At 59.1% G+C, this 15,035-nt stretch carries 11 protein-coding genes and 2 pseudogenes; 4 read left to right on the forward strand and 9 right to left on the reverse strand.

Annotation, left to right across the window (positions count from 1 at the left end):
* The 4 genes from HGO40_RS27860 to HGO40_RS27875 all read left to right on the forward strand — a co-directional run.
* Positions 1-982, forward strand: a 982-nt coding sequence (locus HGO40_RS27860; RefSeq protein ID WP_250965661.1) for an RHS repeat-associated core domain-containing protein, incomplete at its 5' end; no start/stop codon positions are given.
* A gap of 299 nt (positions 983-1,281) precedes the next feature.
* Positions 1,282-2,274, forward strand: a complete 993-nt coding sequence (locus HGO40_RS27865) for an RHS repeat-associated core domain-containing protein (RefSeq protein ID WP_250965662.1) — start codon at positions 1,282-1,284, stop codon at positions 2,272-2,274.
* Between the two features lie 105 nt (positions 2,275-2,379).
* On the forward strand, positions 2,380-3,522 hold the full coding sequence (locus HGO40_RS27870; RefSeq protein ID WP_250965663.1) for an RHS repeat-associated core domain-containing protein: 1,143 nt from the start codon (positions 2,380-2,382) through the stop codon (positions 3,520-3,522).
* Between the two features lie 73 nt (positions 3,523-3,595).
* The gene (locus HGO40_RS27875) at positions 3,596-4,660 is read left to right on the forward strand and encodes an RHS repeat-associated core domain-containing protein (RefSeq protein WP_250965664.1); all 1,065 of its coding nucleotides are present in this window, start codon (positions 3,596-3,598) and stop codon (positions 4,658-4,660) included.
* A gap of 69 nt (positions 4,661-4,729) precedes the next feature.
* On the opposite strand, the pseudogene HGO40_RS30980 reads toward HGO40_RS27875, so the two are convergent.
* The 9 genes and pseudogenes from HGO40_RS30980 to HGO40_RS27915 form a co-directional block, all read right to left on the reverse strand.
* Positions 4,730-4,848, reverse strand: a pseudogene (locus HGO40_RS30980) (hypothetical protein); the annotation flags it as partial.
* A 599-nt stretch (positions 4,849-5,447) separates the two neighbouring features.
* Positions 5,448-6,647: a formaldehyde dehydrogenase, glutathione-independent gene (fdhA, locus tag HGO40_RS27880; protein ID WP_250965665.1), complete on the reverse strand. Its 1,200-nt coding sequence runs from the start codon at positions 6,645-6,647 to the stop codon at positions 5,448-5,450.
* Between the two features lie 226 nt (positions 6,648-6,873).
* A complete protein-coding gene (purU, locus tag HGO40_RS27885; RefSeq protein WP_039590651.1) occupies positions 6,874-7,731 on the reverse strand; it encodes a formyltetrahydrofolate deformylase in 858 nt (285 codons plus the stop codon).
* A 160-nt stretch (positions 7,732-7,891) separates the two neighbouring features.
* Positions 7,892-8,524, reverse strand: a complete 633-nt coding sequence (locus HGO40_RS27890; RefSeq protein WP_250965666.1) for a sarcosine oxidase subunit gamma — start codon at positions 8,522-8,524, stop codon at positions 7,892-7,894.
* 167 nt (positions 8,525-8,691) lie between these two features.
* The gene (locus HGO40_RS27895) at positions 8,692-11,709 is read right to left on the reverse strand and encodes a sarcosine oxidase subunit alpha (protein ID WP_250965667.1); all 3,018 of its coding nucleotides are present in this window, start codon (positions 11,707-11,709) and stop codon (positions 8,692-8,694) included.
* Positions 11,706-12,035, reverse strand: a complete 330-nt coding sequence (locus tag HGO40_RS27900; RefSeq protein ID WP_186707145.1) for a sarcosine oxidase subunit delta — start codon at positions 12,033-12,035, stop codon at positions 11,706-11,708. Before HGO40_RS27900 ends, HGO40_RS27895 begins: the two co-directional genes overlap by 4 nt.
* 14 nt (positions 12,036-12,049) lie before the next feature.
* Positions 12,050-13,300 (reverse strand): sarcosine oxidase subunit beta, encoded by a 1,251-nt coding sequence (locus HGO40_RS27905; RefSeq protein ID WP_003177603.1) that lies wholly within the window; start codon positions 13,298-13,300, stop codon positions 12,050-12,052.
* 21 nt (positions 13,301-13,321) lie between these two features.
* Complete coding sequence (glyA, locus tag HGO40_RS27910) at positions 13,322-14,575, reverse strand: serine hydroxymethyltransferase (protein ID WP_207967332.1); 1,254 nt, start codon at positions 14,573-14,575, stop codon at positions 13,322-13,324.
* 308 nt (positions 14,576-14,883) lie between these two features.
* Positions 14,884-15,012: pseudogene (locus tag HGO40_RS27915) on the reverse strand (TraX family protein); the annotation flags it as partial.
* Positions 15,013-15,035 lie beyond the last annotated feature (23 nt).

The following is a 15,035-nucleotide window of genomic DNA, read 5'->3' on the forward strand; positions in this document are numbered from 1 at the left end:
CCGGCGCTTCTACCTGAAAGAACGCCTGACCAGCGAAATCCAGGGCTCGGTACAACACTCGATTTTCCAGCAGGCCGACCAACTCCTGGCGCAACAACAGCGCCAGGAGAGCGCCGTCGAAACCACGTTACTCGCCACCGATCAGCAACGTTCGGTGCTGCACGCGCTCGATGCCACACAGCCCCGTCCCCTCGCCTACACACCCTACGGTCATCGCCCTGCGGAAAACGGCTTACTTAGCCTGCTCGGCTTCAACGGCGAACGGCCGGATCCGGTGACGGGGCATTATTTGTTGGGTAATGGGTATCGGGCGTTCAATCCAGTGTTGATGCGGTTTAACAGTCCAGATAGCTGGAGTCCGTTCGGTGAAGGGGGAATGAACGCGTATGTCTATTGCCTAGGGGATCCAGTAAATATGAATGACCCTACCGGACACGTTGGTAATTTATGGAAAGGCATCCAGAGTTTCTTGAAAATTAGAAGACCGAGCCCGGTAGCTCCCTCAAATCTAGATTTAAAACCGATCAAGCAGGTTAAAAATATCGCAAGTAACGTAACTACCTTTGTGGACAGTTACAAAAATGGCACGCGCTTCAATATAGTCGCCCATGGCCGACCAGGCAAGGTGCTTGTAGACGAAAAACTCCTCACACCGGTGGAGTTCAGGGACTACATCACCCAGCATGTAAATCTACACGAATATAAAATCACGAGACTAATCTTCTGCCATTCAGCCGACGCCTCTTTTGCCAAACATTTTGCCCAATTAACAAACCAAGACGTGAAAGCATTTTCAGGACCAATTGCATTTGGACTTTACTCCAACTCACGAAAACTACTAAAACTCGGTACCACAGAAACAAAAAAAGCCAAAGCAGTGCGCATTTTAAAATCCCCGAACGAAACAGAAATTGGAAACATAACTGTACCGCCCTATAACACCAAAAAATTTAGTCCAACAGGATCAATCAGAAGCCCCTAAGCTGTTTTTTTCCAGCAGTTTACAAGCACTTATAGCCCCAAACCGAAATCTTGACCTCCACGCATATAAAGCAACTTGTTATAATCGCCAAACCAAACTTAGCCGAAAACACTGACCAATTAGGTAATAACAATAACGATTTCTCGTTACAATGAGTAGGACATCTTCCCTAGCGCTCCGACTATCATCACCGACGAGTTGCTGGCCTTGGCAAACAACCTAACACTTGTGCTAGCTAGACAACCGCCTTTCTCCCTGAACATGATAGTGCTATCTGTATTTCCCACAGAGCAAAGCCCATGTCCTCCACAGATAAAACCGTGCTCTGCCGTTACCACTACGACCCACTGGATCGCCTGACCGATTGCACACCATCAGCCCAGGCCCGCACCCAGCGCTTCTACCTGAAAGAACGCCTGACCAGCGAAATCCAGGGCTTGGTACAGCGCTCGATTTTCCAGCAGGACGACCGACTCCTGGCGCAACAACAGCGCCAGGACGGCGGCGTCGAAACCACCTTGCTCGCCACCGATCAGCAACGCTCGGTGCTGCATGCGCTCGATGCCACACAGCCCCGCGCCCTCGCCTACACACCCTACGGCCATCGCCCCGCGGAAAACGGTTTACTCAGCCTGCTCGGCTTCAACGGCGAACGGCCGGACCCGCTGACGGGACATTATTTGTTGGGTAATGGCTATCGGGCGTTCAATCCGGTGTTGATGCGGTTTAACAGCCCGGACAGGCGCAGCCCCTTCGATAAAGGTGGAATAAACGCTTACGCCTATGCCTTGGGAGATCCTGTTAATTACACGGACCCAACAGGCGAGTTTGCCCAATGGATATTGCCGACGATACAACGCGGTTTAACCATTGCGCTGCACAGCATAGTTCCAGTGAGCATGATTTTAGGACCTAAAGCTAATGGTCCGGCGCTGTGGGCCACCCGTGCCAGTCTGTCAGGTTCCGCAATGAGTGCTGTGGGGGCAGTCATGCAACTTGCAGGCAACACGTCTGGCCCCTTGGTCTCGGCCGCGGGCACGGCAGCGTTAGTGGGAGGAGCCTTGACTCGCGGCGCCATCGCCGTGCTCAACGCGTACAAAGCTGGCTCGCTGGGGCAGATGATAAAAGATAACGTTAGAAATATTCTTGGCCTCCCGAAGCGAGTTACAATCCAACTACCGAAGGAAATATTTACGCTATCTTCTGTATCCGTCACCATCCCCCAATCTTTACCTTATGGACTTACACCGCACTCCAATCATATAAGGGCCCCTAGTTATCATTTTGTTTGATTTAAGTAGACCCGACAACCAAACCTAACACTTCTGCTAGCTAGACAACCGCCCTTCTCCCTGAACATGATGATGCTATCTGTATTTCCCACAGAGCAAAGCCCCATGTCCTCCACAGATAAAACCTTGCTCTGCCGTTACCATTACGACCCACTGGATCGCTTGGTCAACTGCACACCCTCGACCCAGGCCCGCACCCTGCGCTTCTACCTGAAAGAACGCCTGACCAGCGAAATCCAAGGCTCGGTACAACACTCGATTTTCCAGCAGGCCGACCAACTCCTGGCGCAACAACAGCGCCAGGAGAGCCCCGTCGAAACCACGTTACTCGCCGCCGATCAGCAACGTTCGGTGCTGCACGCGCTCGATGCCACACTGCCCCGTCCCCTCGCCTACACACCCTACGGTCATCGCCCTGCGGAAAACGGCTTACTTAGCCTGCTCGGCTTCAACGGCGAACGGCCGGATCCGGTGACGGGGCATTATTTGTTGGGTAATGGGTATCGGGCGTTCAATCCAGTGTTGATGCGGTTTAACAGCCCGGACAGTTTGAGTCCGTTTGGGGAAGGTGGGTTGAATACTTACGCCTATTGCGTGGGAGATCCGGTTAATTGGAATGATCCAACAGGACACACTTGGTGGGTAGCGGCGAGTTTTCTGAGCCCCTCTGGGGTCAAGAGCCTAGCAACCTTGTCATTGCGACGCCTGAGCTTACCAGCAGCAGCGCTTTCTCCACCATCAGTGTCTGCAGTCGGAACCAACAATTCGGTAGTGATTATTCCCAATGCTTATCTTCCTCCGCCCTCCCACTTTTCTCTAGCTCGCCGTGCCAATAGCGTAAAGCCTATACATCAATCCCCAGCAACCAACGCTGCATTTGCGGAACCACGGTCGATCACGCTTGGCGGGAAAGGAGCTAATACAGTCAACACACCAAGCAAAGCAACCGTTAAAAAGCCCCTCATTGGCACCGAACAGCGCCGTTGGATCTACTCAAAAGAAGGCGCGAGGTTCGCGCGAAGCGGTTTAACCAAGGCCGCACAGGAACGTTTCGATATATTCCAAAACTTAATTAATCATAACGGCATCTCAGCAGCCGAAGCTTCCCGACTGGCAGGCCAAACACAACTTAAAAAACTAACTGGCCAGCAATATCAAATACGTCTTAGCAAAGGAGAGCGAGTAACTTTCGAGATTCAAGAAAAAGCTCGAATAGTCAGAATCCTTCAGGTTGGGGGACACACTTGATCTAGCTGGACAAACCCTGTGCATCTGCCTGAGCCTACTACCTCCGTCGGAGTTTTTATTCAGAGCCAAACCCATGCCTGCTACAGACGAAACGCTACTTTGCCGCTACCACTATGACCCTCTCGATCGCCTGGCCGGTTTCCTGCCGGCCACCCAAGCCCACACCCAGCGCTTCTACCTGAAAGAGCGCCTGACCAGTGAAATCCAGGGCTCGGTAAAACGCTCGAGTGTCCAGCAGGACGACCAACTCCTGACGCACCAACAGCGCCAGGATGACGACATCGAAACCACTTTGCTCGCCACCGATCAGCAACGCTCGGTGCTGTACGCGCTCGAAACCACGCTGCCTCATCCCCTCGCCTACACACCCTACGGCCATCGCCCTGCGGAGAACGGTTTACTCAGCCTGCTCGGCTTCAACGGCGAACGGCCGGACCCGGTGACCGGGCATTATTTGTTGGGCAACGGGTATCGGGCGTTCAATCCGGTGTTGATGCGGTTTAACAGCCCGGACAGTTTGAGTCCGTTTGGGGAGGGTGGGTTGAATGCGTATACGTATTGCGCTGGAGATCCAGTGAATCACCAGGACCCGACAGGACATATCAGATGGCCGGGGCAGATGTCATATCCCTTCCCTAAAGCCATGACAGCGATAAAAAAAGTAACCGTCACATCGGAACCAATCAAAAACATAGGCCCATTTGACAAACTCTTAGGCGCACCCCACATTCTCGATAACATCGTGAGCAATATAGAATCCAAATATTTACTGGAACTATCACTGACATCCAAAGGTATGTACGGCTTAGTAAAATCCCACTTACGCCCAGTCTTTAATGGGGCTGCGAAAGAGGTTCCATTGTTTCTGCATCCCGAGCTGCTATCCATTGGCAAGGGCAAGTCGAAGGGCCATCTGCCGTCGCAAGTTTTAGAAAATGAGACGTTGCTTTCTTTTGCCAAACGTTCCCAACGCAGCACCAACCCTATGGCCGAACTCGCCAAGAAGATGACTCTCAGCGCTCACACTAAAGCAAAGCTATTAGAGTCTAGACACGCTCTAAAGCGCCCTTCAACAGTAATCCACCAACACCCCCAAATCAAAAGAATCCGCCAGACGACAGCCGATCAGAACTTATAATTGAGATTTGCGCCTGATAAATAAAAAGGGCGACATCACTGTCGCCCTTCTCCCGTCTAGCTTCCAGCCTTACGCCGCACTAAACAACTTATGCGGTCAATCACAAACTTCTTCGACACACCCGCATCAAACTCGCCATGACCCTTCGGCGCATCATCCAGGCTGATCACCTGCACACCGACGATTTCGGGGGCCGCAACGGCCCAACAGTAACCGTGGCGAGGGAGCTTGCTCCCGTTGGACTGAAGCAGCCAGCCGGCTATTTTCGTTTGGTCTACCCTACTGTTATTTCTGACAGTAGGCTCAAGCACGACGCTCAGCAATCATCGTTACTCCGATCCACAAGGGAGTACATGAAATGCGCAGTTTAATAATTGGCTTGCTTTGCGTCGCTGGCCTCTTGGGCGTCACCCATGCTGCGAACGCAGCAAACTGTCCCGCTGTAGGAGAAATAGTGTTTCGTTTGGGGCCGGAGCCCATTCCTGGCCGAACGATCTACGACGAATACAGTGTGAAGGACACCTCTGGAAAAATTATCTGGCGGGGTGAAGCCGTAGGCCCTAATTTTTTAGAACCTGATTACCAAATGACGTTAAAAACGTCCAGCCCTATAGCAAATACCTGCATATATAGTTATCGGGAGACATATCAAGATGACGATAGCTACCCGCCTCAGCCGGCCTGGAGGAATGCAGAGCTGAAACTCTATAAACAACCTTGAGGGCCAGTTATATATCAATAAAAAGGGCGACATCACTGTCGCCCTTTCTCCGTCTTGCCTACAACCTTACGCCGCACTAAACAACTTGTGCGGATCAATCACAAATTTCTTCGGCACACCCGCATCAAACTCGCCGTACCCCTTCGGCGCATCATCCAGGCTGATCACCTGTACGCCAACGATTTCAGCAATATTGATACGGTCCCACATGATCGCCTGCATCAGCTGGCGGTTGTATTTCATTACCGGGGTCTGGCCGGTGTGGAAGCTGTGGGATTTGGCCCAGCCCAGGCCGAAGCGGATGCTCAGGCTGCCCATTTTTGCGGCGGCATCGACGGCGCCCGGGTCTTCGGTGACGTAGAGGCCGGGGATGCCGATTTTGCCGGCGACGCGGACCACGCCCATCAACGAGTTGAGCACGGTGGCCGGGGCTTCGTGCTTGACGCCGTCATGGCCGTGGCCGCGGGCTTCGAAGCCTACCGCATCGACGGCGCAGTCGACTTCAGGCTCGCCCAGCAGTGCGGCGATCTGCTCGTGCAGCGGTGTATCGGTGGACAGGTCGGCAATTTCGAAACCCTGGGCCTTGGCGTGGGCCAGGCGAACCGGGTTGACGTCGCCGATTATGACCACGGCCGCGCCCAGCAGGCGAGCGGAAGCGGCGGCGGCCAGGCCAACCGGGCCGGCACCGGCGATGTAGACGGTGCTGCCAGGACCAACGCCGGCGGTGACGGCGCCGTGGTAGCCAGTGGGCAGGATGTCGGACAAGCAGGTCAGGTCGCGGATTTTCTCCATGGCCTTGTCCCGGTCCGGCAGTTTCAGCAGGATGAAGTCAGCGTACGGCACCAGCTCGTATTCGGCCTGGCCGCCGGTCCAGTCGCCCATGTCCACGTAACCGTAGGCACCGCCGGCACGGGCCGGGTTGACGGTCAGGCACACACCGGTGTGTTGCTCCTTGCAGGAACGGCAGCGCCCGCAAGCCACGTTGAACGGCACCGACACCAGGTCACCGATTTTCAGGTTCTCGACGTCGCAGCCCTTTTCGATCACTTCACCGGTGATTTCGTGACCCAGGACCAGGCCGGTCTGGGCAGTGGTACGGCCGCGGACCATGTGCTGGTCGGAGCCGCAGATGTTGGTGGAGACCACGCGCAGGATGACACCGTGCTCAATCTTCCTGCCGCGCGGGTCCTGCATTTTTGGATAGTCGATTTTCTGTACTTCGACCTTGCCGTTGCCGAGATACACGACACCACGATTACCAGACATGCTTTCACCTCGCTGTTGTTTTTGTGGAACTGCGTTGCCCAGGCAGGCAGCGCGTTGATTGCTCGGGTTAGTGCTTGTGGCTTGTTTCTTTGTCGTCTGTAAGGGCCTCATCGCGAGCAGGCTCGCTCCCACAGTGGATCGTCGGTGTGTTCAAGATCTGCTGACCGACACAGATCCTGTGGGAGCGAGCCTGCTCGCGAATGGGCTGCGAAGCGGCCCCAAAAATCTAAAGAACCACAGTACGATTGGCGTTCAAGAACACCCTTCGCTCAATGTGATACCCCACCGCCCGCGCCAACGTGAGCCCTTCGATGTCCCGGCCCTTGGCGATCAGGTCTTCGGGATAGTGGCTGTGGTCCACCACTTCCACGCCCTGGGCGATGATCGGGCCTTCGTCCAGGTCGTTGTTGATGTAGTGCGCCGTGGCACCCACCAGTTTCACGCCTTTGTTGTAGGCCTGGTGATAAGGTTTGGCGCCCTTGAAGCCCGGCAGCAGCGAGTGATGGATATTGATCGCCTTGCCGTCGAGCTTGCGGCACAACTCCGGCGACAGCACTTGCATGTAGCGGGCAAGGATCACCAGTTCGGCGCCGGTGTCTTCGATCACCTGCCACACCTGCCGCTCCTGGGCGGGTTTGTCGTTCGGGTCCAGGGGGAAATGGTAGTAGGGAATCTGGTGCCAGTCGGCCAGCGGCTTGAGGTCGGGGTGGTTGGAGACCACGGCGACCACGTCCATGGACAACTGGCCGATGCGTTGGCGGTAGAGCAAGTCGTTGAGGCAGTGATCGGCCTTGGAGACCATGATCACCACTTTGGGCCGGTAGTTGGGCGGCGTCAGTTCGAAGACCATGCCGAAGGCTTGCGCGCGCTCGGCCAGGCCGGCACGGAAGTTCTGCTCGTCAAAACCGTCGGGCTGGCGGAACTCCACACGAATGAAGAAACGCGCCGAGAGCCGGTCGTCGAAGGAGTGGTGCTCGGTGACGTAGCAGCCCTGCTCGAACAGAAAGCGGGTCACCGCATCCACCGTGCCGAGCACGCTGGGGCAGTCGGCAGTCAAGATCCATGTGTCTGGGGCGCGGCTCATTGCGGTGACTCCTGTTCAAAATTAACGAAGCGACGCAGAACCCCGTGGCGAGGGAGCTTGCTCCCGCTCGGTTGCGCAGCAACCGCCAAAAGCGAGGGCCGCTGCGCAGCCCAGCGGGAGCAAGCTCCCTCGCCACAAAAGCCGTGGTCGGCTTTAGTCCTTATGCCTGCACGCTCAACCCATACTCCGCCGCGGCATCCTGCAACCACAGCCACCAGTAATCGGAGAAGCTGCGGCGGATCACCAGTTCCCAGGTGTCTTCAGCGGTGTGGCGGATCACCAGTTGCGACTTGGCGAACACCGTGCCCACGGCCTTGCCCACCGGAAAGTTGCTGGGGTGAACATCGTAGCTGGTGGATTTCATCAGCACGTCGCGCACGTTCGGGCCGGACAGTTCGAGGATCTGCTGGCCGCCGCTGACGTTGACGATCTGAATGTGCAGGTCGCCCAGGGCTTCACGCAGTTTCTGCTCGGCGGCGAACTCTTCGCCGGTGGGCACCACCAGCAGCCATTCATCCGGGCCGAGCCATTGCAGGCTGGTCTCGCCCTTGATGACGACGGCCAGGGCACCTGGCAATTCCAGGCCCAGGGCCTTGTGGACACCGGCGGCGAACGCCGGGTCGTGGCCGTCGCCACGAATGGTCAAATGGCCCAGGAGTTTTTTCTCGCGCACGGTCACGCCGGCGTTCTTGCGACCCTTGCCCACCAGGCTGGCGAGGTCGGCATGGTGCAGCGACGACTCGGCCTTGGCCCCGGTGGTTGGGCGTTGTTGGTACACGTTGACTGCGGTCATATGGAGCACCTGTCTGAATGCTGTTGAGTCAAACCCTTGCGGTGGCCGTCAGGCCGTCATCGCGAGCAAGCTCGCTCCCACAAGGGTTACACGATCAACTGTGGGAGCGAGCTTGCTCACGATGAAGCCGACGCGGTATCGCCGGTCTCCCACAGGACCTCAAGCCACTAGATATTCTGCCGATCCCCCTTCGGATCGAAGAACACCGAAGAAACGATCTCTGCCTCGATCACACTGCCGTCGGCCAATGGCGCGAACACGCGCTCGCCCATCCGCTTGAGGCCGCCCTTGACCACGCCCATGGCAAACGAATAACCCAGGGAGTTGTGGGCATAGCTGGAGGTCACGTGGCCAACCATGGGCATCGGAATCGCCTGCTTGGTGTTGAACACCAGTTGCGCGCCTTCCGGCAGCCAGACATTCGGATCGATCGGCTTGAGGCCCACCAGTTGCTTGCGGTCTTCACGCACGCAATCTTCGCGATTCATGCCGCGCCAGCCGATCCACGAGAACGGTGTGGTCCGGCCGACGCACCAGCCCATGTTCAGGTCGTCCGGGGTCATCGAGCTGTCCGTGTCCTGGCCGACGATGATGAAACCCTTCTCGGCCCGCAGTACGTGCATGGTCTCGGTGCCATACGGGGTCAGGTTGTACTGCTTCCCGGCCTCGACGATTTGTTCGAGCACGCCCATGGCGTAGTCGGCCTGCACGTTGATTTCGTACGACAGTTCACCGGTGAACGAGATCCGGAACACCCGGGCCGGCACGCCGCCCACCAAGCCTTCTTTCCAGGTCATGAACGGGAACGCGTCCTTGTCCAGGTCGATGTCGGTGACGTGGCTCAGCAGCTTGCGGCTGTTGGGGCCCGACAGGGTCATGGTCGCCCAGTGGTCGGTGACTGAGGTGAAGTACACCTTCAGGTCCGGCCATTCGGTCTGGTGATAGATCTCCAGCCATTGCAGTACGCGCGCGGCGCCGCCAGTGGTGGTGGTCATCAGGATATGGTTGTCCGCCAGACAGGCCGTCACGCCATCGTCGAAGACCATGCCGTCTTCCTTACACATCAGGCCGTAGCGGGCCTTGCCCACGTCGAGCTTGGTCCAGGCGTTGGTGTAGACGCGGTTGAGGAATTCGCGGGCGTCCGGGCCCTGGATGTCGATCTTGCCCAGGGTCGAGGCGTCCAGCAGGCCGACGCTGTCACGCACGGCCTTGCATTCGCGCTTGACCGCGGCATGCATGTCTTCGCCATTCTTCGGGAAGTACCAAGGGCGCTTCCACTGGCCGACGTCTTCGAACTCGGCACCGTTTTTCACATGCCAGGCATGCAGCGCGGTGAAACGCACCGGCTCGAAGATGTGCCCACAGTGCCGGCCCGCCACCGCGCCGAAGGTCACCGGCGTGTAGGTCGGACGGAACATGGTGGTGCCCATCTGCGGGATGCTCACGTTCAGCGAACGGGCCGCGATGGCCAGGCCGTTGACGTTGCCCAGCTTGCCCTGGTCGGTGCCGAAGCCCAGTGCGGTGTAGCGCTTGACGTGTTCCACCGACTCGAAGCCTTCGCGGGTGGCGAGCTCGATGGCGGCGGCAGTGACGTCGTTCTGCAGGTCGACGAATTGCTTCGGCGCCCGGGCAGTGGAATTTTCGTGAGGCACCTGGAACAGCGCCAGGGTCGGTTCTTCATGACGGCTCAGAGCCTTGGGCAGCACGCCCTCCACCGCCTTGAAGCCGGCTTCGCTGGCCGCGCGCACGCCGCCTTCAAAACCGTCGGCCAGGCTATCGCCGAGGCTGTAGACGCCGTTCACACCGCCGACGCAGACACGCTTTTGCGGCGCTTCGCCCGGTACGAAACCGAGGATGTCTTCGCGCCAGATCGGCTTGCCGCCCAGGTGCGAAGCCAAGTGGACCACCGGGCTGTAGCCGCCGGAGCTGGCCACCAGGTCGCAGTCCAGCCATTCGCCAGGACTGGTGACTTTGTGGGCGCGAACGTCGATCGCAGCCACACGGGCCCCGGTGACGCGCTTGCTGCCACGGGCCTCGATCACGGCGCTGCCGGTGAGGATACGGATGCCCTTGGCGCGGGCTTCTTCCACCAGCGCACCCCGTGGGTTGCTGCGGGCATCGGCCACGGCGATCACTTGCAGGCCGGCGTCGAACCAGTCCAGCGCCACGCGATAGGCGTGGTCGTTGTTGGTGCTCAGCACCAGTTTCTTGCCCGGCGCCACGCCGTAGCGGCGGATGTAAGTAGAAACCGCGCCAGCCAGCATGTTGCCCGGCACGTCGTTGTTACCGTAGACCAGCGGCCGCTCGCAGGCGCCGGTCGCCAACACCACGCGCTTGGCGCGAACGCGGTTGATGCGCTGGCGAACCTGGCCGATCGGTGCGCGGTCGCCGAGGTGGTCGGTGAGGCGCTCGTGGATGGTCAGGAAGTTATGGTCGTGGTAGCCATTCACGGTGGCGCGAGGCAGCAACACCACGTCGGGCATCGAGCGCAGTTCAGCCACCGCAGCCGCGACCCACTCGGTCGCCGGCTTGCCGTCCAGGCTCTCGCGGGAGTCGAGCAGGCTGCCGCCGAACTCTTCCTGCTCATCGGCCAGGATCACGCGGGCACCGCTGCGGCCAGCCGCCAACGCGGCAGCCAGGCCAGACGGGCCAGCGCCCACGATCAGCACGTCGCAGTGACGGTTCATGTAGTCGTAGGTGTCCGGATCGTTCTCGGTCGGCGAACGACCCAGGCCCGCGGCCTTGCGGATGTACTTCTCGTAAGTCATCCAGAACGATTGCGGGTACATGAAGGTTTTGTAGTAGAAGCCCGGCGGCATCAGCTTGCCGCCGACCTTGCCGAGAATCCCCATCATGTCGTTGTTCACGTTCGGCCAGCCGTTGGTGCTGGTGGCGACCAGGCCCTGGTACAGCGCCTGTTGCGTGGCGCGCACGTTCGGGATTTGCGTGGCTTCGGTGGCACCGATCTGCAGCACCGCGTGCGGCTCTTCGGCACCGGCGGCGTAAATGCCGCGCGGCCGGGAATACTTGAAGCTGCGGCCGATGATGTCGACACCGTTGGCCAGCAGCGCAGCGGCCAGGGAGTCGCCCTCGAAGCCTTTGTAGGTCTGGCCGTTGAAGGTGAAGCTCAGCACTTTGTTGCGGTCGATCCGTCCGCCGTTGGACAGGCGATTGATCTGGCTCATACCTTCTCTCCCAGAGCCTGTGCAGCCGCTTTCGGACTGTCAGCCTTGTCGGTGAACTGCGGCTTTTGGCCGATCTTGTAGGTTTCGAGAATCTCGTAGGTCACGGTGTCACGGGTCGCGTTGAAGTACTGACGGCAACCGGCGACGTGGTCCCACAGTTCATGGTGCAACCCGCGTGGGTTGTCACGGAAGAACATGTAGTCGCCCCACTCCTCGTCGGTGCAGGCGTTCGGATCCAGTGGACGCGGGATATGCGCCTGGCCGGATGCATGGAATTCCTCTTCGGAGCGCAGTTCGCCGCAGTGAGGACAGAAGATATGCAACATGGGGATTTCTCCTGTTAGTGGGCAACCGCAGCAGCGCCGTGTTCATCGATCAACGCACCGTTGTGGAAACGGTCGATGGAGAAAGGGGCGGCCAATGGGTGCATTTCGCCCTTGGCCAGACTCGCGGCAAACACGTTGCCCGAGCCAGGTGTCGCCTTGAAGCCGCCGGTGCCCCAACCGCAGTTGAAGAACATGTTCGGCACCGGGGTCTTGGAGATGATCGGGCAGGCATCCGGGGTGGTGTCGACGATGCCGCCCCACTGACGGTTCATGCGCACGCGGGACAACACCGGGAACATCTCGACGATGGCCTGGACCGTGTGTTCGATCACCGGGTACGAGCCACGCTGGCCGTAGCCGTTGTAGCCGTCGATACCGGCGCCGATCACCAGGTCGCCCTTGTCGGACTGGCTGATGTAGCCGTGCACGGCGTTGGACATGATCACGCTGTCGATGATGGGCTTGATCGGCTCCGACACCAGCGCTTGCAGCGGGTGGGATTCGATCGGCAGGCGGAAGCCGGCGAGCTTGGCCATGTGCCCGGAGTTACCGGCAGTGACCACGCCGACGCGCTTGGCGCCAATGAAGCCCTTGTTGGTTTCCACGCCGATGCACACGCCGTTTTCCTTGCGGAAACCGATCACTTCGGTCTGCTGGATCAGGTCCACGCCCAAGGCGTCCGCCGCCCGGGCAAAGCCCCAGGCCACGGCATCGTGACGGGCCACGCCGCCGCGACGCTGGACGGTGGCGCCCATCACCGGGTAACGGGTGTTCTTCGAGCAATCCAGGTACGGGATCTCGTCGGCCACTTGCTTGGCGTTGAGCAGCTCGCCGTCCACGCCGTTGAGGCGGTTGGCACTGACGCGACGCTCGGAATCACGGATGTCCTGCAGGGTGTGGCACAGGTTGTAGACGCCACGCTGGGAGAACATCACGTTGTAATTCAGGTCCTGGGACAGGCCTTCCCAGAGTTTCATCGCGTGTTCGTACAGGTGGGCCGATTCGTCCCACAGGTAGTTGGAGCGCACGATGGTGGTATTGCGCGCGGTGTTACCGCCACCCAACCAGCCCTTCTCGACCACGGCCACGTTGGTGATGCCGTGCTCCTTGGCCAGGTAGTAGGCAGTCGCCAGGCCATGCCCGCCGCCGCCGACGATGACCACGTCGTAGACCTTTTTCGGAGTCGGCGTGCGCCACATCCGCTGCCAGTTTTCATGATGGCTGAGTGAGTGTTTGAAGAGGCCGAAGCCCGAATAGCGTTGCATAGTCATTACTCCAAAACCGACTCAGCGATAAACCGGGAAGTCCGCGCACAGGGCCGCCACTTGCTGCGCGACATTGGCCTCGACATCGGCATCGCCGAGGTTGTCGAGGATGTCGCAGATCCAGCCGGCCAGCGTGACGCACTGGGTAACCTTGAAGCCACGGGTGGTCACCGCTGGGGTGCCGATGCGCAGGCCAGAGGTCACGAACGGCGATTGCGGGTCGTTCGGCACGGCGTTCTTGTTGACGGTGATGTGGGCGCGGCCCAGTGCGGCATCGGCGTCCTTACCGGTCAGGCCCTGACGGATCAGGCTGACCAGGAACAGGTGGTTATCGGTACCACCGGACACTACATCGTAGCCGCGCTTGATGAACACGCCAGCCATGGCCTGGGCGTTATCGATCACTTGCTGCTGGTAAGCCTTGAAGCCAGGCTCCGCCGCTTCCTTGAAGCACACCGCCTTGCCGGCGATCACGTGCATCAGCGGGCCGCCCTGGGCGCCAGGGAATACCGCGGCGTTGAGCTTTTTCTCGATTTCTTCGTTGGCCTTGGCCAGGATCAGGCCGCCACGGGGACCGCGCAGGGTCTTGTGGGTGGTGGTGGTGACCACGTCGGCGTACGGCAGTGGGTTTGGATACAGGCCGGCGGCAACCAGGCCAGCGACGTGGGCCATGTCGACGAACAACAGGGCACCGACCTTGTCGGCGATCTGGCGGAAACGTGGGAAATCCAGGGTCTTGGAGTAAGCGGAGAAACCGGCGACGATCATCTTCGGCTTGCACTCGACCGCCAGGCGCTCGACTTCGTCGTAGTCGATCAGGCCCGTGGTGGTGTCGATGCCGTATTGCACCGCGTTATAAAGCTTGCCCGAGGACGACACCTTGGCGCCGTGGGTCAAGTGACCGCCGTGGGCCAGGCTCATGCCCAGGATGGTGTCGCCGGCTTGCAGCAGGGCCAGGTACACGGCGCTGTTGGCCGACGAACCGGAGTGCGGCTGGACGTTGGCGTAATCGGCGCCAAACAGCTGCTTGGCGCGCTCGATGGCCAGGGCTTCGACTTTGTCGACGTGTTCGCAACCACCGTAGTAGCGCTTGCCCGGATAGCCTTCGGCGTACTTGTTGGTCAGGCCGCTGCCCTGGGCCTCCATCACGCGCTTACTGGTGTAGTTCTCTGACGCGATCAGTTCGATGTGATCTTCCTGGCGTTGCTCTTCGGCGTTCATCGCCGCCAGCAGTGCATCATCGTAGCCTTGGATTTGGTCTTGCTTGCTGAACATCGCGTCTCTCCCAGCGGCGGCGGTGCGCCTTTCGTCTCGGTGAGGCACGGACCGTTTCGGTCGTGCCCTTTGGATGCGATGGTATGGCTGGCGCAGGCATGTCAAATGCCTATGGACGCCACGCAAAGGTGCGTTTACGACATGTGCTCAAATGGAATGGAACACTCCCCCTGTGGCGAGGGAGCTTGCTCCCGCTGGAGGGCGAAGCCCTCCCAGAAAGGCCCAAGCAGATCTACCTGATAAACCCAGGTGTTTGGTCTTGGGGCTACTTCGTAGCCCAGCGGGAGCAAGCTCCCTCGCCACAAGGGCTATGCGACGATCTGGCGAACCGCGAGCAGCACTAGAAAATGCGCGGGATACAATGCATACGCCCAACGCCGCATTGGCAGTGGATGAAAACGACCCGCCTGTCGCAAAAGCACCAGCCCCAGCCATGGCTATCAGAGTAACATAAAGCAGA

The organism is Pseudomonas sp. CG7 (genome assembly GCF_023701885.1).
GTDB classification, from domain to species: domain Bacteria; phylum Pseudomonadota; class Gammaproteobacteria; order Pseudomonadales; family Pseudomonadaceae; genus Aquipseudomonas; species Aquipseudomonas zanjanensis.

Coding starts and splice junctions, on each gene's coding strand:
- glyA (WP_207967332.1), bottom strand. CDS start 14,575: ATGTTCAGCAAGCAAGACCAAATCCAAGGCTACGATGATGCACTGCTG.
- purU (WP_039590651.1), bottom strand. CDS start 7,731: ATGAGCCGCGCCCCAGACACATGGATCTTGACTGCCGACTGCCCCAGC.
- HGO40_RS27895 (WP_250965667.1), bottom strand. CDS start 11,709: ATGAGCCAGATCAATCGCCTGTCCAACGGCGGACGGATCGACCGCAAC.
- fdhA (WP_250965665.1), bottom strand. CDS start 6,647: ATGTCTGGTAATCGTGGTGTCGTGTATCTCGGCAACGGCAAGGTCGAA.
- HGO40_RS27905 (WP_003177603.1), bottom strand. CDS start 13,300: ATGCAACGCTATTCGGGCTTCGGCCTCTTCAAACACTCACTCAGCCAT.
- HGO40_RS27890 (WP_250965666.1), bottom strand. CDS start 8,524: ATGACCGCAGTCAACGTGTACCAACAACGCCCAACCACCGGGGCCAAG.
- HGO40_RS27870 (WP_250965663.1), top strand. CDS start 2,380: ATGTCCTCCACAGATAAAACCTTGCTCTGCCGTTACCATTACGACCCA.
- HGO40_RS27900 (WP_186707145.1), bottom strand. CDS start 12,035: ATGTTGCATATCTTCTGTCCTCACTGCGGCGAACTGCGCTCCGAAGAG.
- HGO40_RS27875 (WP_250965664.1), top strand. CDS start 3,596: ATGCCTGCTACAGACGAAACGCTACTTTGCCGCTACCACTATGACCCT.
- HGO40_RS27865 (WP_250965662.1), top strand. CDS start 1,282: ATGTCCTCCACAGATAAAACCGTGCTCTGCCGTTACCACTACGACCCA.